At 66.6% G+C, this 20,176-nt stretch carries 16 protein-coding genes and 2 pseudogenes; 14 read left to right on the forward strand and 4 right to left on the reverse strand.

Annotated elements, in window-relative coordinates; genetic code table 11:
* Nucleotides 1-44 precede the first annotated feature (44 nt).
* The 3 genes and pseudogenes from WKC72_RS40560 (at nt 45) to WKC72_RS40570 (ending at nt 6,026) form a co-directional block, all read left to right on the forward strand.
* Nucleotides 45-1,058, forward strand: coding sequence for an AraC family transcriptional regulator (locus tag WKC72_RS40560; protein WP_370184865.1), 1,014 nt, complete (start codon nt 45-47; stop codon nt 1,056-1,058).
* A gap of 255 nt (nt 1,059-1,313) precedes the next feature.
* Nucleotides 1,314-2,333, forward strand: coding sequence for a helix-turn-helix domain-containing protein (locus tag WKC72_RS40565; protein WP_370184866.1), 1,020 nt, complete (start codon nt 1,314-1,316; stop codon nt 2,331-2,333).
* A 235-nt stretch (nt 2,334-2,568) separates the two neighbouring features.
* Nucleotides 2,569-6,026 (forward strand): annotated as a pseudogene (locus tag WKC72_RS40570) (protein kinase).
* 21 nt (nt 6,027-6,047) lie between these two features.
* Here WKC72_RS40570 and paaI read toward each other — a convergent pair.
* The 4 genes from paaI to WKC72_RS40590 all read right to left on the reverse strand — a co-directional run bounded on the left by paaI (nt 6,048) and on the right by WKC72_RS40590 (nt 9,674).
* On the reverse strand, nt 6,048-6,488 hold the full coding sequence (gene paaI / locus WKC72_RS40575) for a hydroxyphenylacetyl-CoA thioesterase PaaI (RefSeq protein ID WP_370184868.1): 441 nt from the start codon (nt 6,486-6,488) through the stop codon (nt 6,048-6,050).
* Nucleotides 6,489-6,563: 75 nt separating this feature from the next.
* On the reverse strand, nt 6,564-6,881 hold the full coding sequence (locus tag WKC72_RS40580) for an EthD family reductase (protein WP_370184870.1): 318 nt from the start codon (nt 6,879-6,881) through the stop codon (nt 6,564-6,566).
* A gap of 38 nt (nt 6,882-6,919) precedes the next feature.
* Nucleotides 6,920-8,959 carry a phenylacetic acid degradation bifunctional protein PaaZ gene (paaZ, locus tag WKC72_RS40585; protein WP_370184872.1) on the reverse strand — a complete coding sequence of 680 codons (2,040 nt, stop codon included), beginning with the start codon at nt 8,957-8,959 and terminating at the stop codon, nt 6,920-6,922.
* A 76-nt stretch (nt 8,960-9,035) separates the two neighbouring features.
* Nucleotides 9,036-9,674, reverse strand: a complete 639-nt coding sequence (locus WKC72_RS40590) for a TetR/AcrR family transcriptional regulator (protein ID WP_370184874.1) — start codon at nt 9,672-9,674, stop codon at nt 9,036-9,038.
* Nucleotides 9,675-9,821: 147 nt separating this feature from the next.
* Between WKC72_RS40590 and WKC72_RS40595 the strand changes: the two genes are divergently transcribed.
* The 11 genes and pseudogenes from WKC72_RS40595 to WKC72_RS40645 all read left to right on the forward strand — a co-directional run bounded on the left by WKC72_RS40595 (nt 9,822) and on the right by WKC72_RS40645 (nt 19,770).
* Nucleotides 9,822-11,042, forward strand: a complete 1,221-nt coding sequence (locus WKC72_RS40595) for an acetyl-CoA C-acyltransferase (protein ID WP_370184876.1) — start codon at nt 9,822-9,824, stop codon at nt 11,040-11,042.
* Nucleotides 11,039-11,767 carry an enoyl-CoA hydratase/isomerase family protein gene (locus tag WKC72_RS40600; RefSeq protein ID WP_009475638.1) on the forward strand — a complete coding sequence of 243 codons (729 nt, stop codon included), beginning with the start codon at nt 11,039-11,041 and terminating at the stop codon, nt 11,765-11,767. The genes WKC72_RS40595 and WKC72_RS40600 overlap by 4 nt, the downstream gene beginning before the upstream one ends.
* The gene (locus WKC72_RS40605; RefSeq protein WP_370184878.1) at nt 11,764-12,618 is read left to right on the forward strand and encodes a 3-hydroxyacyl-CoA dehydrogenase family protein; all 855 of its coding nucleotides are present in this window, start codon (nt 11,764-11,766) and stop codon (nt 12,616-12,618) included. The genes WKC72_RS40600 and WKC72_RS40605 overlap by 4 nt, the downstream gene beginning before the upstream one ends.
* Nucleotides 12,619-12,653: 35 nt before the next feature.
* Nucleotides 12,654-13,466, forward strand: coding sequence for an enoyl-CoA hydratase/isomerase family protein (locus WKC72_RS40610; RefSeq protein WP_370184880.1), 813 nt, complete (start codon nt 12,654-12,656; stop codon nt 13,464-13,466).
* A gap of 125 nt (nt 13,467-13,591) precedes the next feature.
* Nucleotides 13,592-14,545 carry a 1,2-phenylacetyl-CoA epoxidase subunit PaaA gene (gene paaA, locus WKC72_RS40615; protein WP_370184882.1) on the forward strand — a complete coding sequence of 318 codons (954 nt, stop codon included), beginning with the start codon at nt 13,592-13,594 and terminating at the stop codon, nt 14,543-14,545.
* Nucleotides 14,542-14,847, forward strand: a complete 306-nt coding sequence (gene paaB / locus WKC72_RS40620; protein WP_009475635.1) for a 1,2-phenylacetyl-CoA epoxidase subunit PaaB — start codon at nt 14,542-14,544, stop codon at nt 14,845-14,847. Before paaA ends, paaB begins: the two co-directional genes overlap by 4 nt.
* Nucleotides 14,848-14,941: 94 nt before the next feature.
* Nucleotides 14,942-15,859 carry a 1,2-phenylacetyl-CoA epoxidase subunit PaaC gene (gene paaC / locus WKC72_RS40625; RefSeq protein ID WP_370184883.1) on the forward strand — a complete coding sequence of 306 codons (918 nt, stop codon included), beginning with the start codon at nt 14,942-14,944 and terminating at the stop codon, nt 15,857-15,859.
* Nucleotide 15,860: 1 nt separating this feature from the next.
* A complete protein-coding gene (gene paaD / locus WKC72_RS40630; RefSeq protein WP_370182314.1) occupies nt 15,861-16,370 on the forward strand; it encodes a 1,2-phenylacetyl-CoA epoxidase subunit PaaD in 510 nt (169 codons plus the stop codon).
* A gap of 2 nt (nt 16,371-16,372) precedes the next feature.
* Nucleotides 16,373-17,469, forward strand: a pseudogene (gene paaE, locus WKC72_RS40635) (1,2-phenylacetyl-CoA epoxidase subunit PaaE).
* Nucleotides 17,470-17,501: 32 nt separating this feature from the next.
* Nucleotides 17,502-18,800 (forward strand): phenylacetate--CoA ligase PaaK, encoded by a 1,299-nt coding sequence (gene paaK, locus WKC72_RS40640; RefSeq protein WP_370184885.1) that lies wholly within the window; start codon nt 17,502-17,504, stop codon nt 18,798-18,800.
* Nucleotides 18,801-18,816: 16 nt separating this feature from the next.
* Nucleotides 18,817-19,770 carry a helix-turn-helix domain-containing protein gene (locus WKC72_RS40645; protein WP_370185545.1) on the forward strand — a complete coding sequence of 318 codons (954 nt, stop codon included), beginning with the start codon at nt 18,817-18,819 and terminating at the stop codon, nt 19,768-19,770.
* The last annotated feature ends 406 nt before the right edge of the window (nt 19,771-20,176 follow it).

Below are 20,176 nucleotides of genomic sequence, written 5' to 3' on the forward strand. Positions count from 1 at the left end.
ACGTTGTCGGGCGCGTAGCCTGGGGTTTTGGAGGCGAAGAGACGATGCAGGAGTCACCGCATGCGGCGGATGGCGCCGCCGGTGAAGCGGAAGAACGCGAGGTCCGGGCGTTCGACGCCCACGACCGCGACGAGGCTCAGGCAGCGCTCGGTCGTACCTACTTTCCGCACCGATTGCACCAGCTCAGCGGCGGCGAGGGCATGGACATGTCCCTGCATCTGGTTCATCTCGGCCCGCTGACGGTGGGGCGGCTCTCCTACGGTGTCGAAGTCAGCCTCGATTTCGGTGAACTCGGCAACGCCTACAACGTCGCTATCCCCGTCGCCGGTCGACATGACACGGAATCGGCTGGTCAAAGACATATTTTCACCCCCGGTCAGGCGTGCATCTACCTCCCTCACCGGGCCACGAGCATCACCAGGTGGAGCGCGGGCGGCGCCCAATACGGAATCAAATTCGATCGCGACTACCTTGAAGCCGAACTTCAGGAAATGGTCGGACGGCCCGCACGCGCACCGGTGACGTTCGACCCAGTGCTCGATCTGACGAATCCGCAGGTCAACAGCTGGCTGGCGCTGGTGAAGACCCTGGTGTCGGACCTGGACACCGGCCACAGCATGCTGTACTCGCCGCTCGTCTCCCGCCCCCTCGTCGAGGCCTTGACCAGGGGTTTGTTGGTGTCGGCGGTTCACGATCAGCGGGAATTGCTCGATTCGCGGGTGCCGGCGGCCCGCCCGCGAACGGTCAAGGCGGCGCTCGATGCTATGCACGCGCACCCCGAGGAGCCCTGGACCGTGCGCACCCTCGCCGAGTTGGTCGGTGTCAGTGTGCGCACCCTGCAGGATGGATTCGCCCGGTGCGTCGGTGCTGCGCCGATGGCGTATCTGCGTGGTATCCGCCTCGAACGCGCGCACGAGGATCTGGTCGCGGCCGACCCGGGATATATCGCGGTGTCGGATATCGCCTACCGCTGGGGTTTTCGGCATCTCGGTCGTTTCTCCGTCGAGTATCGCAAACGATACGGCCAATCTCCGTCGGTGACCTTGACCAAGGCATGACCTACTGCCAGATCGGCAGGGTGACAAAGTCTCTGCGCAGAATGGATAGTCTCTGCGGTCTGCGGACAATGCCCCACCCCTGACAGGACTACCGTTGCCGACAGAGGACAGAAACGCCCTGAGCAGAAGCCAAAAATGTTGTTCCCGAAGGGGTGTCTGCTTCTGAAACTTGCTTGCCGCGTGAGCGACGAGCAACGACAGCCACCGGGCGGTGCCCGCACGGCGCCGCGGCCAGCTGGGAGTGAGGACAGATCCGTGAGTTCCCTGTATTCGTTCAATGACATTCCCGCACAGGAGAAGTTCGGCGCGTGGCGGGAAACGGTATCCAACGCATTCGTACCGCTCGATGCCGAGTCTCACGCCCCCGGCGTCTTCGATGGACACCTGTTGACCGAAGCGATCGGGGCGCTGCAGGTCTCCGAGGTGACCGGGGGAGCGGTCGAGGTGCGCCGTAGCCCCGAGACGATCCGCCGATCCGATCCCGGGTATTTGAAACTGGGGATGCAGCTGCGCGGATACTGCGTCCTGACCCAGGACGACCGTGAGGCGGCGCTGACCCCGGGAGATTTCAGCATTTACGACACCCGTCGCCCCTACCAAGTTGCGTTCGAACGGGACTTCGCGCAGTTGGTGGTGATGTTTCCGTCCGAGCTGATTCATCTGCGGCCCGACGCGTTGAGGGACATGACAGCTCGGCGTGTCTCCGGTCGCCGGGGCGTCGGCGGACTGGTGTCCAAGTTCCTAGTCGGTATTGCCGAGCAACTCCGCGGTGTCGAAGAGCTCGCCGCCAACCAACAACTGTCGAATGGGGTCCTCAATCTGCTGGCCGCAGCGTTTTCTGAGCAGCTCGGTTGCGAATCGAATGTGCCCCCGGAAACGCACCGGGCTGCCCTGGTGCTGCAGATCAAATCGTTCATCGACGCCCGGCTCTACGATCCCGAGCTCAGTTCGGCGCTGATCGCCCGCGCCCACAACATTTCATCTCGCTATCTACAGAAGATGTTCGAGGGCGAAGGAACCACCGTCACCGAGTGGATCCGCCGCCGACGTCTCGAACACTGCCGCCGTGACCTGGTCGATCCTCGAAACGGTACGACACCGATCGCGACGATCGCCGCCCAATGGGGCCTGCTCGACTCCTCGTACTTTTCCAAGCTGTTCAAAACCAGCTACGGCATCTCACCCCGGGAGTACCGGGCACAGGCACTCGCCAGCGGCCACGACGACGCTCCGCAGACGTGGGAGCGGAACTACGCGACTTCGCCTGCAGGCTGACCGCCCACGCGCATACTGAAGTGGGTCGATCCAGGACGGTGACCGTAAGTGGCCGGACCATCTCCGGGGCACTGGGGTTGTCGTGGTGGAACGATCGCCCACCGGTCTGTGCATGGCGATGGTCGAGGAGAGATGCGCTCACACCCACAACAACGACGCGGCCGCCGTCCGGCGGTGCCCGGACACCGCGCGGCAAGCGTTCTGCCCGTGCTGGGTGCGACGTCGGACGGATGAGATGTCTTTGCATCCGGGTGATCCCGAGCCGACCCAGGCGGAGGCGGGCCCGACGCTCGAGGACGAGTTCGCCGAGGCGGGATTCGAGGACGCCCGCGAGTCGGCCGCGGCGGGTTCGGGGTCGTGTACCGGTGCCGGCAAACGGAGCTGCACCGCAGTGTGGCGATCAAGGTGCTCTTCACCGAGGACACGGACCAGGACCATCGTGCGCGGTTCCTGCGCGAGCAACAGGCAATGGGCACCTTGTCCGGGCACCCGAATATCGTCGACGTCCTGCAAACCGGGGTGACCTCTCGCGGCCGTCCCTACATCGTCATGCCGTATCACCCCGGCGCCTCACTCGACGCCCGCATCCGTGAGCACGGCCCACTATCGGTGCACGAAGTCCTGACCATCGGTGTCAAACTCGCCGGGGCCCTGCACCTCGCGCACCGCGCGGGCATCGTGCACCGCGACGTCAAGCCCGCAAACATCCTGATCACCGCCTACGGAGAACCGCAACTGACCGACTTCGGTATCGCCCGGGTCAGCGGCGGATTCGAAACCACCACCGGCACCGTCGCAGGCTCCCCGTCGTTCACGGCCCCCGAGGTCCTCAAGGGAGAAACCCCCACCGTCACCTCGGACGTCTACAGTCTCGCGGTCACCCTCTACTGTCTGCTCACCGGTCACTCCCCGTTCGAACGCAGGCCCGGCGAACGGATCGTCGCCCAGTTCCTGCGTATCACCGGTGAACCGATTCCCGACTTACGCCCCACCGGCGTCCCGGACACGGTCTGCACCATCCTCGAGCAGGCGATGTCCCGTGAACCCGCCGGGCGTCCCGATACCGTCGCCCAGTTCGCCGAAAAGCTGCGCGACGCGCAGCGGCAGCTGGGCCTACCGACCGACGACATGGCGCTACCCGACGGCCTCACCGGTTCACGCGAACCGGTCGAGGCCGCCGCGGCGGCCACCTCGTCACCACCACGCACCCCCACAGCCACGGTGCCACCGAGCGCCTCGACGAAGTTCCGGCCCCCCACCCCGGCCCGTGCCCTCGTGCCCCGGGCCCGGCTGCTCGACCTGCTCCAGGCCGGGCAGCGCCGAAGGCTGGTCCTCATCCACGCTCCCGCCGGCTTCGGGAAGAGCACCCTCGCCGCCCAGTGGCGCGAACACCTGATCATCGCCGGCATCCCGGTGGCCTGGCTGAGCATCGACCCAGACGACAACAACGCAGTCTGGTTCCTCGCTCACCTGATCGAGGCCATCCGCATGGTGCGTCCTGCCCTGGCGCACGAACTCGGACAAGTTCTCGAAGAACACGGGGACGACGCGGAACGGTATGTGCTCACCTCACTGATCAACGACATCCACGAGACGGGCGAACTACTCGTGGTGATCATCGACGACTGGCATCGCATCACCGACTCGACCACCCTCGAGACCATCGACTTCCTGCTCACCAACAGCTGCCACCACCTGCAGGTCGTGGTGACCAGCCGCAGCCGAACCGGGCTCCCATTGAGCCGATTGCGGGTCCGCGACGAACTGGTCGAAATCGATGCCGCCGCTCTGCGCTTCGACGACGAGGAGGCTCGCTCCTTCCTCGTCGATCTGGCCGGTCTCACTCTGGCCGCTGACGACATCACCCGGTTGCGCACCTTCACCGATGGATGGGTGGCTGCCCTGCAACTGGCGTCACTGTCACTGCGCGGCCGCGAAGACCCCACCGAGTTGATCGCGCACCTGTCCGGCCGGCACCACGCGATCGGCGAATACCTCGCCGAGAATGTCCTCAACACCCTCGAACCCGAGGTCCTCGACTTCCTCCTACGCACCTCGATCACCGAACGACTCTGCGGCCCCCTCGCTGGGCGGCTGGCCGACATCCCCCGCGGGCAGGCGATGCTCGAACACATCGAGGGCCGCGACCTATTCCTGCGCAGGCTCGACGACGACGGCCAATGGTTCCGTTATCACCACCTTTTCGCCGACTTCCTCCGGTGCCGTCTCGAACGTGACCACCCCGAGCTGGTGGTTGCCCTGCATGCCACAGCCGGGCAGTGGTTCGCCGAGCACGCCATGCTCAGTGAGGCGGTCGACCACGCCCTCGCCGCCGGCGATCCCGATACTGCAGCAGACCTCGTCGAGGCCCAGGGCATGCTGCTCATCGAACACTCCCAGATGGCCACACTGCTGGGACTGGCAGCCAAACTCACCCACGAACACGTGCGTGCCCGCCCACGACTGCAGATCGCGGTGGCCTGGGCCCACGTTCTGCTGCACCACCGGCCCCATCCGATCCAGGAAGCCCTCCGCAGCGCCGAGTCCACACTCGAACACATGCGCACCACCACCGAGGACGCCGACGATCTGCTCGCCGAGGTCTCCCTCGTCCGGGGAGTCAGTGAGTTGTTCGCCGACCACGTCGTCGGCCTGGACAAACGGATCGCCGAATGCCTCGCCCGCCCCGACACACTGCGCCCGTTCGTCGTCTCCGCGGCGGCCAACGTTGCCGCATTTCAAGCGATCTATACCTTCGATTTCACCGGCGCACGCCGCTGGCAGGAGTGGGCCACCCCGTACCACGAACGCACCACCGGTCCGTTCAGTGTGATGTACGGGGCATGTTTCACCGGCATCGCCGCCATGGAGCAACTCGACATCACCGCCGCTCATGATGCGTTTCGCGCCGCGCAACAACTCGCCCGGCAGATCGGCGGACATTCCTCGCATGCCGTGCGGTTGGCCGGGGCGATCCTCGCCGACCTGATGTACGAGCAGGGGCATATCGACGACGCCGAACAGCTTCTCGACGAGAGTTACAAACTCGGATCCGAAGGCGGGGTCGTGGACTTCATGCTCGCCACCTACGGCACCGGCGCCCGGATCAAGGCCGTGCAGGGTGACCGATCCGCAGCCGAGCAGCGTCTACGAGAGGGAGCCGAGGTCGCCGCCAACTTGTCCCTTCCACGGCTGGCGGCCCGGATCGAGAACGAGCGTATCCGCGCAGGTCTGATCACCAAACGCCGCACCAGTGAACGCCCACCGCTGACCGGTGCGGGCTCCGACGGCATCGCGACGATTACCGCCGAACTCGACACCGACTCGACCATCCGGCTTCTGCTCGTCGACCCCACTGCGGAGAACACCGATCAGGCCATCACGTTGGCCACCGAATTAGTCACCTGCGCCACACGATCGGCGCGACCGCGGGCCGAACTGCGGGCGCATCTACTTCGCGCCTGCGCATTGCAAGCCGCTGGCCGTACCGATGACGCCGTCAGCGAACTCGTGCCCGCCATCCTCACATGCACCAGGCACGGCCTCGTCCGCCCGCTGCTCGACGCAGGACCGGGAATCAGCGAGATCCTCACTGCCCTCGACAGCGCCTTGCACACACATCCCTGGCCGCCTGGCTGGTCAGATGCTGCCGACGCTTACCTCACCGGGCTGCTCCGCGGCACAGGACCCTGACACCAAGTGGGGCCGCCGATCTCACGCCCGGTCCGGCGGTGTCGCCTTCGTCCGCCCGATCACGCGACTGTCGCCGCGGAACTCGGCGATGACGTCGTCCCCGCGCCGGACAGTGACGTCGTAGATGCCGTTGCGCCCGTAGCGGGCCCGTTCCACGGCCTCGGCGACAAGGGTGTCGCCGAGGCGGGTGGCGGTCAGGAATCGGATGTCGGCGCGGGCGGCGACGGCGGGGGAGTCGTACCCGTTGCACGCCATCGCGAATGCGGTGTCGGCGAGGGTGAACACGAACCCGCCGTGAGTGATGCCGTGGCCGTTGACCATGGTCTCACCCACGACCATCGACGCGACCGCGTGACCGGGGCTGAGTTCGAGGATCTCGATGCCGAGCGCCTTCGACGCGACATCGGACTCGAACATCTTCCGCGCCACCCGGCACTGACCTGCCTCAACCTCGACTGGCATACGTCCTCTTCCCGTACTGGCGCGTTGAAATTCGGCCGGACCCCCTCTCGAAAGGGCGGGGATCCGGCCGAAGTCTTATGCGGTGACGACCGAACGCTCTTCCTGGGTATACATCGTCACTCCGCCGGTGGCGAAGTTCGCCACGTCCGCGGCAGCCGCCCCCATCTCCTCCGACGTCAGGGCGTTGTGCAGCGTTTCGGCATCCGGGAAGAACAGACTCGCGACACCGTAATACGGCGGCGTATCTCCCTCGAGCGCACTGCATTTGCCCCATGTAAATTCGGTGAGCCCGGGGATCTTGCGGGCCAGCGGCATGTGGGTGTCGCGGTAGTACGCATCGAAGGCGTCCGAGTCATCGGGATGGCCGTAACAAACGACAACTTTCAAGCTCATATCTCTTCCTTCTCATCGGCGCCGCCAGAGGCGACGGTCTATTCGGGGTCGCCCTTGGCGACGAGGGTGAGAACGTCGTACGTTGCGACGGGATCGCCGTCCTGGTTGACGACGACTGCATCCCAACGGACTTCACCGTAGTCGGCGTTGCTGCGTGGGGTGATGAGCTTCGCGGTGAGGGTGACGGTGAGGCTGTCGTCGGCCTTGACGGGGGTGAGGAACCGGAGGTTGTCGACGCCGAAGTTGGCGAGGACGGGACCGGGATTCGGTTCGACGAACAGGCCGGCGGCGAGGGAGACGACGAGGTATCCGTGGGCGACGATGCCGCCGAACAGTGGGTTGGCGGCCGCGGCCTCGGGGTCGGTGTGGGCGTAGAACGTGTCGCCGGTGAACTCGGCGAAGAGGTCGATGTCGGCGAGGGTGACCTGGCGGGGGCCGCCGACGATGGTGTCGCCGATCCGCAACTGTGCGAGGTTCTTCCGGAACGGGTGGATGCCGTCGTCGTTGCGCTGCGAACCGGTGACCCACTTGTTTCCGACCGCGGTGAGGATGTCGGGGGTGGCCTGGACCGCGGTGCGCTGCATGTGGTGCAGGATGCCGCGGATGCCGCCGAGTTCCTCGCCGCCGCCTGCGCGTCCGGGGCCGCCGTGCACGAGGACGGGCAGGGGTGAGCCGTGGCCGGTGGATTCCTTGGCGTCGTCGCGGTTGAGGACGAGGACGCGGCCGTGGAACGGGGCGAGGCCCAGCACGATGTCGCGGGCGAGTGCGGAATCGCGGGTGACGAGGGAGGCGACGAGGCTGCCCTTGCCGCGGGCGGCGAGTTCGATGACCTCGTCGGTGCTGTCGTATCCGATGACGGTGCTGACGGGGCCGAAGGCCTCGATGTCGTGGGGTTCGGTGGCGTCCTTGTCGTCGGAGCGCAGCAGGATCGGCGGCAGGAATGCGCCCGTCGCATTGTCGGCGCCGACGACGTCGAAGTTCTCCGGGTCGCCGACCACGATCTGCGCCGTCTTGGTCAGGCCGCGGAGCGATTTCAGGACCTCGTCGCGCTGTTCGAGGCTGGCGAGCGCACCCATCGTGACGCCTTCGGTGTCGGGGGCGCCGACCACGACGCGCGACAGCCGGGCCTCGGCAGCGGCGATGACGTCGTCCATCAACGCCGACGGCACGAAGGCGCGCCGGATGGCGGTGCACTTCTGGCCGGCCTTCACCGTCATCTCGGTGACGAGCTGCTTGACGTAGAGGTCGAATTCCTCGCTGCCCGGTTCGACGTCGGAGCCGAGGATCGACGCGTTGAGCGAATCGGCCTCGGCGTTGAAGTGGACGCCCTCACCGACGACGTTCGGATGCGCCCGCAGGGTGGCCGCGGTGTCGGCGGATCCGGTGAACGCCACGGAGTCCTGCCCACCGAGGTGGTCGAGCAGCCCGCGGGCGCTGCCCGACAGCAGCTGGACCGAACCCTCGGGCAGCAGCCCGGACTCGATGATGCGACGGAACACGAGTTCGGTGAGATAGGCCGACTGGCTCGCAGGCTTGACGATGGACGGGGCGCCGGCGATGAACGCGGGGGCGAGCTTCTCGAGGAAGCCCCACACCGGGAAGTTGAACGCGTTGATCTGGACGGCCACGCCGCGGCGCGAGGTGTAGACGTGCTGGCCGAGGAAGGTGCCCTTCTTGCCCAGCTGCTCGAAGGCGCCGTCGAGGTAGACGGTGTCGTTGGGGAGTTCCCGCCTGGCCTTGCTGGCGTAGCTGAGGAGGGTGCCGAAGCCGCCGTCGATGTCGACGCCGGAGTCGCGCTTGGTGGCGCCGGTCGAGGTGGAGAGGGCGTAGAACTCCTCCTTGCCCGCCATGAGGGTGAGGGCGAGCGCCTTGAGGACAGCGGCACGCTCGTGGAAGGTCAGTTTCGCGAGCGCCGCTCCGCCCACCTCGCGGGCGTAGGTCACCATCTCGCCGAGGTCGAGTCCGGTCGCGGAGATGCGCGCCACCTCGGAGCCGTCGACCGCGCTCAGCAGCGGGGTTCCTTCGTCCGGCGCGGTGTACCAGCGTCCGGCGGCGTAGCTTTCCAGTAACTTGCTCACGACAACTCCATTTCACCGTACGTTCGGTCGGTAATCAGAATTGTCGCAATTAGCGCCCGTTGTCAAGAGTCTGAAATTATGAGCCTTGAATTTGGTAACCGCCGTGCCGGCGACGTAAGCCCTCGAACGTGAATGCCACGACCGCATCCGCTAACTCGGTGGCCGACTCGCCGGTGCGGGGGCGGTACCACTCGATCAACGAATTGACCGTGCCGAATATCAGGCGACCTAGCAGGGCGGGATCGACGCCGGTCGCCAAATCGCCCTCCTCAGCTGCGGAAACAGCCAGATTGGTGACGAAGGAATCGAACTCACGGCGCCGGGTCAGGGCGCGGCGCTCTACCGCGGTGTTTCCTCGAACCCGAAGCAGCAACGTGACATACGGCAGCTCGTCGAGTAGGACGTGGACACTTCGATGCACGACGTATTCGAGACGGTCCATCGCGCGCCCGGTCCCCGTCCCAGGTTCTGCGAGCACCGCAAACAGGGCGTTCAGGGCCCGAGTCAAAGCGAGTTGGAGCAGTTCGGTCTTACCTGAAACATGATGATAGATAGAGGATTTCGAAATGCCCAGCCTGCTTGCGAGCGTCTCCATGCTGGCGCTGTCGAAACCCTTCTCGATGAAGACTTCGACCGCCACGGAAAGGAGGGAATCGAGGTCGTATCCGGGTCGGCCGGGCAGTCCCGAAGGGCGTCTCGCGGGCAATGCGGTCATGGGTTCATCCTGCAGCACGGTTCGGCAAATGTGTCGGTCGCTCCATTTGTTCGCTCCAGTCCAAGTAATTGTTCGCAATTCTCCTTGTCTACCGACCGAAGATTCGGTTATTAATAGATGTACGACACCCACCGTGAAGGAGTAAGCGTGGCCGAAGTGTTTCTGGTGGACGGAGCCCGTACCCCGCAGGGTCGATACGGCGGAGCGCTCGCAGGAGTGCGCCCCGACGACCTTGCCGGTCTGGTCGTGGCCGAGGCCGCCCGCCGGGCCGGAATCCCGGGCGACGCCGTCGACGAGGTGATCCTCGGTGCCGCCAACCAGGCCGGCGAGGACAACCGGGACGTCGCCCGCATGGCCGTGCTGCTCGCGGGCCTGCCCGACAGCGTTCCCGGCTACACGGTGAACCGCCTGTGCGCGAGCGGTCTGACCGCCGTCGCGTCCGCCGCGCACACCATCCGCAGCGGCGAGGCCGACATCGTGATCGCCGGCGGCGTCGAATCGATGACCCGCGCACCCTGGGTGATGGCCAAGCCCGGCACCCCGTGGGCACGCCCGGGAGAGGTGGCCGACACCTCGCTCGGCTGGCGCTTCACGAACCCGCGGTTCACCGCCGCCGACCGCGACGTTCCGGCCGGGGCAGGACCGGACGTCCGCAAGGTGACGCTGTCGATGGGCGAGACGGCCGAGGAGGTCGCCGCGCTCGAGGGCATCACCCGCGCCGAGAGCGACGCCTTCGCGCTCCGCAGCCAGGAGCGGGCGATCGCGGCGGTCGACGCCGGCCGGTTCGAGCGCGAGATCGTGCCCGTGCCGGTGCGCGACGGTGAACTGACCGCCGACGAAACCCCCAGGCGGGGAACCACGCTGGAGAAGCTGGGTTCGCTGAAACCGGTGTTCCGCACCGGCGGCATCGTGACCGCCGGCTCGTCGTCGTCCCTCTCGGACGGCGCCGCGGCCCTGGTCGTCGCGAGCGAGGCGGCGGTGGAGAAGTACGGCCTGACCGTCCGCGGCCGCATCGTCACCAGCGCCAGCGCGGGCATCGCCCCCAACGTCATGGGTCTGGGCCCGGTCCCGGCCACCCGCAAGGCCCTCGCCCGCGCCAACTGGTCGATCTCCGACCTCGGCGCCGCCGAACTCAACGAGGCCTTCGCGGCGCAGTCGCTCGGGGTGATCCGGCAGTTGAAGCTCGACGAGTCGATCGTCAACGCGGACGGCGGCGCCATCGCGCTCGGCCACCCGCTGGGCTGCTCGGGTGCGCGGATCCTGCTGACGCTGCTCGGCCGGATGGAACGCGAAGGCGCCCGCCGCGGACTGGCCACGCTGTGCGTGGGCGTCGGCCAGGGCGTCGCGATGTTGATCGAGGCGCCGTGAACACACTGAAGATCGAGGACCGCGACGACCGCATGGTGGTCACGCTGCATCGTCCCGCACAGCGCAACGCGATCAACGCGGAGATGATCGGCGAACTGCACCAGGTGTGCGCGTCGCTGGAGGCCACGCCGAAGCCGATGTTGCTGACCGGCGAGGGCGATCACTTCGCCGGCGGCGCAGACATCGCCGAACTGCGTGAGCGCGGCCGCGACGAGGCGTTCGCCGGCATCAACCGCAACTTGTTCGACCGCATCGCGAAGCTGCCGATGCCCACCGTCGCCGCGGTGAGCGGGTACGCGCTCGGCGGCGGCGCCGAACTGTCCTACGCCTGTGACATCCGCATCGCCACCGAGACCGCGGTCTTCGGGAACCCGGAGCCGGGGCTGGGCATCATGGCCGCGGCCGGGGCCAGTTACCGGTTGCCCGAATTGGTCGGCACGTCCGTCGCCAAGCAGGTTCTGCTCGGCGGCCGGAACCTCGACGCGCAGGACGCGCTGCGCAGCGGACTCGTGATGAGTGTCGTCGCACCCGGCGAGCACATCGATGCAGCGCACAAGGTCATCGACCGCATCACGCGCTCGGCGCCGCTGGCGCTCAAGCTCACGAAGATGATCGTCGACGCGCCGGGCTCGCACCCGTTCGCCGACGACATCGCGCAGGCGGTGCTGTTCGAGAGCCGCGACAAACACGACCGCATGACTGCGTTTCTGGAGAAGAAGAAATGACGAGCACAGCACCGAAGAACGTCGGAGTGGTCGGCGGCGGCCGGATGGGCGCGGGTATCGCGCAGGTCTTCGCCACCCTCGGCTCCACCGTCACCATCGCCGAGAGCGGCGACCGGCAGGCGGCCCTGAAGCGGGTGTCCGACGGACTCGACCGCGCGCACGAACGCGGCAAGCTCGGCGACGTCGATCCCGCGACGATCCTCGGACGGGTCTCCACGGTGGCCGCCCCCGATGCGCTCCCGCCGGCCCTGGATCTGGTGGTCGAGGCGGTGCCCGAACTGGTCGACCTCAAGCTATCCGTGCTCTCGCTCGTCGAGAAGACGGTGTCGCCCACGACGGTAATCGCCAGCAACACCAGTTCGATCTCGATCGCCGAACTCGGCAGTGCCCTCGGCGACCCGGCCCGGCTGATCGGCATGCACTTCTTCAATCCGGTTCCGGCGTCGACGCTCGTCGAGATCGTCCGCGCCCCGGCCACCGATGCCGGCGTCGTCGAGAAGGTCCGGGAGTGGGTCGCCCAGCTCGGCAAGACCGAGGTGCTGGTCAACGATTCTCCCGGCTTCGCGACCAGCCGTCTCGGCGTGTGCCTCGGGCTCGAGGCGATCCGGATGCTCGAGGAAGGCGTCGCCGACGCCGAGTCCATCGACCGGGCCATGGAACTCGGCTATCGCCACCCGATGGGACCGCTGCGGTCCACCGATCTGGTCGGACTGGACGTCCGGCTCGCGATCGCCGAGCACCTGGCGAAGACGCTCGGCGACCGGTTCGCGCCGCCCGCGCTGCTGCGCGAGAAGGTCGCCAAGGGCGAACTCGGCCGCAAGACCGGCCAGGGGTTCTTCACCTGGTCCTGACGGGCCACCCACACCACAACCAACAGGAGGCGCCCATGAGCACCACCGACACCGCAACAACCAACGTCCCGGTGGTGGCATCGGCCGTCGACGCAGGCCTGGCCACCATCACACTCCAACGACCCGCAGCATCCAACGCTCTCGACAGGGCAACCAAAATACAACTATTGACTGCGCTGCAGGCAGTGGCCGCCGACGACTCGGTGCGGGCTGTGCTCCTTGTTGCCGACGGCAAGAATTTCTGTGTGGGGCAGGACCTGGCCGAGCACGTCGCCGGCCTCGAGGCTGACCCGGCACATGCGATGGACACCGTCGGTGAGCACTACAACCCCCTGTTGACAGTCCTCTCTCGTATCCAGGTTCCTGTCGTCGTGGCCATCAATGGAGCGTGCGTCGGTGCCGGACTCGGTATCGCCCTCGCAGGTGATATTCGCGTCGCCGGCGAGGGCGCAAAGTTCGCCACCGCCTTCACCGGGATCGCGCTGGCGAGCGACTCCGGCCTCAGCCACACCCTGGTCGCGGCCCTGGGCCCCAGCCGGGCCACCGGGCTCATGCTCCTCGGTGACCGATTCACCGCAACACAGGCGCTGGACTGGGGCCTGGTGCACCGCGTGGTGCCCGACGCCGAACTTCGGGACGCCGCGACCGCGCTGGCCCGTCAACTCGCTGACGGGCCTACCGGTGCTTATGCGCTGGTGAAGGCGCTGGTCTCGGCATCCGCACCTGGGTTGGCCGAGACTCTCGAACGCGAACGGGAGGCGCAGGAGTGCCTCGGGAAATCGAGGGACCACCGTGCCGCTGTCGACGCCTTCCTGAACAAACAGACCCCCACCTTCGAGGGACGCTGACCCCCGCCTCAGCACGTGCACCACCCCGGGAGCACCCCCGGGCCGGGGCATACCGCCCCCACGGGTGGCACTACCTGCAAGCCCAGCTCGAACCGCCAACCACTCGGCTACGGAGGCTAGGACATATGACGACGTCACACGCACCAGAAGAGCTCGAGCACCTGTTCGATGACACCATCACCGCTGACCAGAGGGTCGAGCCGCGGGACTGGATGCCCGACGGCTACCGCAAGACGCTGATCCGGCAGATCGCGCAGCACGCGCATTCGGAGATCATCGGCATGCAGCCGGAAGGGAACTGGCTCACCCGCGCGCCGTCGCTGCGCCGCAAGGCGATCCTCATGGCGAAGGTTCAGGACGAGGCCGGGCACGGCCTGTACCTGTACTCGGCCGCCGAGACGCTCGGAGCCGATCGCGCCGACCTCACCGAGAAGCTGATCGAAGGCAAGCAGAAGTACTCCTCGATCTTCAACTACCCGACGCTGACCTACGCCGACGTCGGCGTGATCGGCTGGCTCGTCGACGGCGCCGCGATCTGCAACCAGGTTCCGTTGTGCCGCAGCTCCTTCGGGCCGTACGCGCGGGCGATGATCCGAGTGTGCAAGGAGGAGTCGTTCCACCAGCGGCAGGGCTTCGAACTGCTGATGACGATGATGCGCGGCACCGACGCCCAGCGCGAGATGGTGCAGGAGTCGGTGAACCGCTGGTGGTGGCCGGCGCTGATGATGTTCGGACCGCCGGACGATCAATCGCCCAACTCCGAGCAGTCCATGAAGTGGCGCATCAAGCGGCACACCAACGACGAACTCCGTCAGCGGTTCGTCGACATGTCCATCCCGCAGGCCGAGGTGCTCGGCGTGACGTTCCCGGATCCGGACCTGAAGTGGAACGCCGAGCGCGGCGCTCACGACTTCGGTGAGCCCGACTGGAGCGAGTTCATGCAGGTGATCAAGGGCAACGGCGCATCGAGCGTCGAGCGCGTCGCCAACCGGCGGGCAGCACACGAGAACGGGGCGTGGGTGCGGGAGGCCGCGACGGCCTTCGCCCGCCGCGAGAGCAGCAAGGAGAACGCACGATGAGCACGGACGACAACGCAGTGCGCGCGGACTGGCCCCTGTACGAGGTGTTCTTGCGCGGCAAGCGCGGACTCAACCACGTTCACGTCGGATCCCTGCACGCCGCCGACGACGAGATGGCCGTCCGGCACGCCCGGGACGTCTACACCCGCCGCAACGAGGGCGTGAGCATCTGGGTGGTGCGGTCCAGTTCGATCGTGGCCTCCAGCCCGTCGGAGAAGGATCCCTACTTCGCGCCCAGCGGCGACAAGGTGTACCGGCACCCCACGTTCTACGAGATCCCCGACAACGTTCCCCACATGTGACGCCCGACATCTTGTCCCGGCAATCACGGCTCTCGGCGGATCCAGCGTCCACCGCACCAGTCGACACATGCTCACTGACCCCAAGGATGAATCGATGATCGACCACGACAATGCTTACGAAGGCCTCGTCGACGAAGACAGCCACGGGCAGTGGGCGTTCGGCACCAGCTTCGACGACCCCCTCGCGGGTGTCGACACCACGGTTCCGGGTGACGTCGACCTCTCCGCGCTGGCCGGGTACTGCCTGATGCTCGGTGACGATGCACTGATCAGCTCGCAGCGTCTCGCCGAGTGGAGCACGCGCGCACCGGAACTCGAGGAGGAGGTGGCGCTCGCGAACGTCGGGCTCGACCTGCTCGGTCAGGCGCGACTGCTGCTCGCCCGTGCGGCCGCGGCGGACGCGTCGGTGGTGCCGTATATCTCGGAGACGAGCCCGATTCCCGCCGAGGACGCGCTCGCGTTCTTCCGGGACGAGAATCGGTTCCGCAACACCCGGCTGGCCGAACTCGACAACGGCGACTTCGCTCAGTCGATCACGCGACTGCTGGTGTTCTCGACGTGGCGTCTCGCGCTGTTCGATCGTCTCCGCACGTCCCGGGACCCGGTCCTCGCGGCGGTCGCGGTGAAGGGCGTCAAGGAACTCACCTACCACCGCGACTACGCGGCCCGCTGGGTTGTGACGCTCGGCTGCGGCACGGAGGAGTCGAAGTCGCGGATGGTCGACGCCCTCGCCCGGGTGTGGCCGTACGTCGAGGAACTGTTCGCCCCGACCACCGAGGAGCTCGCGCTCGCACAGGTGGGTGTGGGGGTCGACCCGCGGGACGTGCGCGAGGAGTTCGATTCCGTGCTCGAGCAGGTGCTGCATGCCGCCGAGCTCACCGCACCGACCGGCCGGACCGTCGGCACCGTCGGCGGCCGGGCAGGCCGGCAGGGGCTGCACACCGAGACGCTCGGACTGCTGCTCGCCGAGATGCAGAGCGTGGCCCGCGCACATCCCGAAGGGGTGTGGTGACATGACCACGGCAGTGCGCAGCGACGCCCGCCGCCTCGCCGAATCGGTCCTCGACCCCGAGATGCCGATGCTCACGCTCGCCGATCTCGGTGTCCTGCGCGACGTCGAGGAACTCGCCGACGGCTCGGTGGTCGTGACCATCACCCCCACCTATTCCGGTTGCCCCGCCATGGCCACCATGCGGGACGACATCGAGCACACCCTGCAGGACGCGGGGTTCGGCAGCGTCGAGGTCCGGACCGTCCTGTCGCCGCCGTGGAGCACGGACTGGATCAGCGAGAACGGCAGGCGCAAGCTCCGCGAGAACGGCTACTCGACACCCGGTCCCGCGCCGCGACGCACCTCGGGTCCGGTGCCGTTGACGCTCATCGTCAAGCCGCGAGCCGTGGCATGCCCCAAGTGTCACTCGGCGAACACCCGGCTCGACTCGGAATTCGGGGCGACGCTGTGCAAGGCGCTCTACCGGTGCCTCGACTGCCTCGAACCCTTCGATCACGTGAAGGAAATCTGACCATGACCACAGCGATCTCCCCGAAACCCGGTGCGGCGTTGCGCAACAGGGCATTCCACACCCTGACCGTCGCCGACGTCGAATCCCTGTGCGACGACGCGGTCGCGGTCACGTTCGACGTTCCGGCCGAGCTCGCCGACGAGTTCGCGTTCGGTCCCGGACAGTCGCTCACGCTGCGGCGGACGATCGACGGCGTCGAACACCGGCGCTCGTACTCGATCTGCGCGCCTGCCGGTTCCGCGCCGCGGGTCGGTGTGCGCGAGGTGTCCGACGGTCTGTTCTCGACGTGGCTCGTGCGCGACGTCCGCCCCGGCGACCGGATCGAGGTGCAGGGCCCGAGCGGAACGTTCGTCGCCGACCCGGCGGCCGGCGGTCGCCACGTGCTGATCGCCGCCGGCTCGGGCATCACGCCGATGCTGTCGATCGCTGCATCGATGCTCGCGAATCCCGAGGCCGAAGTCGTTCTCCTGTACGGCAACCGGCGCACCCGCTCGGTGATGTTCGCCGAGGAGATCGCCGACCTCAAGGACACGTACGGGTCGCGTTTCGACGTGGTGCACGTGCTGTCCCGCGAACCCCGCGAGGTCGAGCTGTTCACCGGGCGACTCGACGCCGACCGGTTGCGTGCCCTCTTCACGTCCATCGTGCCGCTCGCCGACATCGACCACTTCTGGCTCTGCGGCCCGTTCGGGATGGTCACCGACGCCGAGACGGTTCTCGGTGAGCTGCAGATCGACAAGAGCCGCGTGCACCACGAACTGTTCTTCGTCGACGACGTCCCCCGCCGATGGAAACCCACCGCGAACCCGGTGTCACCGGGCCGAGCAGCGAGGTGACCCTCGTCCTGGACGGTCGCTCGACCACCGCGACGTTGCCGCGGGACGAGTCGATCCTCGATGCCGCCGAGAAGTACCGCTCGGACCTTCCGTTCGCCTGCAAGGGCGGCGTCTGCGGAACGTGCCGCGCCAAGATCACGTGCGGTGACGTGGACATGCGCCGCAACTACGCGCTCGAGGACTACGAGGTCGACTCCGGCTTCGTGCTCACGTGCCAGACCTTCCCGGTCAGCGACGACGTGACCGTCGATTTCGACGCCTGACCATACCCAGCCCGCACACCCCGGAGACTAGAATGACCAGTATCGCCACCCCCTCGCAGGACATCGAGTTCGCCACGCGCGACCGGATCTCATCGCTGCAACTCGAACGCCTGCAGTGGTCACTTCTCCACGCGTACACCAACGTTCCGCATTATCGGAAGGCGTTCGACGACGCCGGTGTGCACCCGAGCGACCTGAAGGACCTGTCGGATCTGGCGAAGTTCCCGTTCACGGCGAAGGCTGACCTGCGGGCGAACTACCCGTTCGGGATGTTCGCGGTGCCGCAGGAGAAGGTCTCGCGCATCCACGCGTCGTCCGGGACCACCGGGCGACCGACGGTCGTCGGGTACACCACCGGCGACCTGAACAACTGGGCCGACCTGGTCGCGCGGAGCCTGCGGGCGGGTGGGGTGAAGCCGACGGACAAGGTGCACGTCGCGTACGGGTACGGCCTGTTCACCGGTGGTCTCGGCGCGCACTACGGTGCCGAGCGGCTGGGCTGCACGGTGATCCCGATGTCCGGTGGCATGACGGACCGCCAGATCCAGCTGATCGAGGACTTCGAACCCGACGCGATCATGGTGACGCCGTCGTACATGCTCACGATCGTCGACGCGATGATCAAGAAGGGCATCGACCCGTCGAAGACGTCGCTGCGGACCGGTGTGTTCGGGGCGGAGCCGTGGACCGAGGAGATGCGCACCGAACTCGAGAAGCAGCTGAACATGGACGCCGTCGACATCTACGGCCTGTCCGAGGTGATGGGCCCGGGTGTCGCGATGGAATGCGTCGAGACGAAGGACGGCCTGCACATCTGGGAGGACCACTTCTACCCGGAGATCATCGACCCGGTCACCGGGGAGGTGCTGCCCGACGGTGAGGAGGGCGAGCTCGTCTTCACGTCGCTGACCAAGGAAGCGATGCCGATCATCCGGTACCGCACCCGCGACCTCACCCGGCTGCTGCCGGGGACGGCGCGGTCGGTGCGGCGGATGCAGAAGGTCACCGGGCGCACCGACGACATGATCATCCTGCGCGGGGTGAACCTCTTCCCCACCCAGATCGAGGAACTGATCCTCGCCGTGCCGGCGCTGGCCCCCCAGTTCCAGTGCATCCTCGACCGCCCGGGCCGCATGGACGAGCTGACCGTGCGGGTCGAAGCACGCCCTGACGCCGCCACGGACGATCACACCGGCGCCGCAACAGAACTGCAAAAACTGATCAAAAACCGCATCGGCGTCAGCGTGAAGGTCGACGTCACCGACCCCGGCGACCTCGAACGCTCCATCGGCAAAGCCCGACGCCTGATCGACAACCGAACTGCTCTGTGAGATGATCCCCGTGCTTCTGGCCGACAACGCCGAGGCGGCGTGTAAACATACGCCGTTCGAACCATGGCAACACGCCGTCTCGGAAGCCTTCGTCCCACTCGAAGTCAGAAGCATCGCCGCCGCCGACACCCCACCATTTCGCGGTTCTCTGCACACCACCTCGCTGGGCAAACTTCAGTTCAGCGAGGTGGCCGGACGACAAGTCCACGTCCAACGCACACCGCGGACGATCAAACGGTCCGACCCTGGCATGATCAAAGTCGGACTCCAACGTGCAGGCACCGGGATACTCACCCAACACGATCGCGAAACTATCCTCACTCCAGGAGATTTCGCGATCTACGACACGAGTACGCCCTACGACCTGCACTTCACCGGCGACTTCAACATGTTGGTGCTGATGTTTCCCCGAAATTTGTTCCGTTTCGGAACCACCGAGTTGCAGACCATGGCAGCACGCCGGATCCGTGGCTCCACCGGTGTGGGGACACTTGTTTCCCCCTTTCTGCGAAACCTCCACGGGACTGCGATGACCCAATCCGTCACCTCGTCTCGAGACCTCGAAGACGGTGTCATCAATCTGCTCGAATCCGCCCTTCATACAGAAACATCTACCCCCACCACCGCGGTGACCGAGGCGACCCTGCTCACACAGGCGAAAGGGTTCATTGAAACCCACCTCGGCGACATCGCGCTGGGCACCACCATGGTGGCAACCCACCACCACGTCTCCACCCGACACCTCCAGAAGACTTTCGAAGAAGACGGCGCCACGGTCGCCGGATGGATCCGCTACCGACGCCTCGAAAAATGTCGTCGCGACCTGGCCGATCCGGCGCTGCGATCCGAGAATATCGGTACCATCTGCGCCCGCTTCGGACTTGTCAACTCCTCGCACTTCTCCAAACTGTTCAAGGAAACCTACGGGATATCGCCACGCGCATTCCGCGAGGAAAGCTACCCCCGCTGACCGAGGAACGAACACCCCGACCCGTACCAGGGGCATGCCAAACACCGACCCCTACAAATTGAACAGAAAGACCCATTTCTGGTGAAAACGGCAACCACAACAGGGGCATCAGCCGACGCAACGGTGACCGCGCGAGCACCTCGTGAGACCCGACAGGTCGGGACCGCTCCGAGCGCTGAGATCACCCGGATGGCCATCCTTCACCAGCGGCGTCCGGGTTCGAACAACACGGCTTCTGCGCGGCCGGCCTCGGCCACCTCGTTCACAACACGGGACTCTCCGAAGGGTCTCGGCGAAGGGCACGGCCGCGTCACCGGTAGGCGTCCCGTGGAGTGGTGGGGTTTGGGGCTGAGCGGCGCGGCTCCGACGTAGAGAGGGCCATCGGCGGGATCTTCGGTGTGTACGG

This window comes from Rhodococcus wratislaviensis, from assembly GCF_041228765.1.
Lineage (GTDB): Bacteria > Actinomycetota > Actinomycetes > Mycobacteriales > Mycobacteriaceae > Rhodococcus_F > Rhodococcus_F wratislaviensis.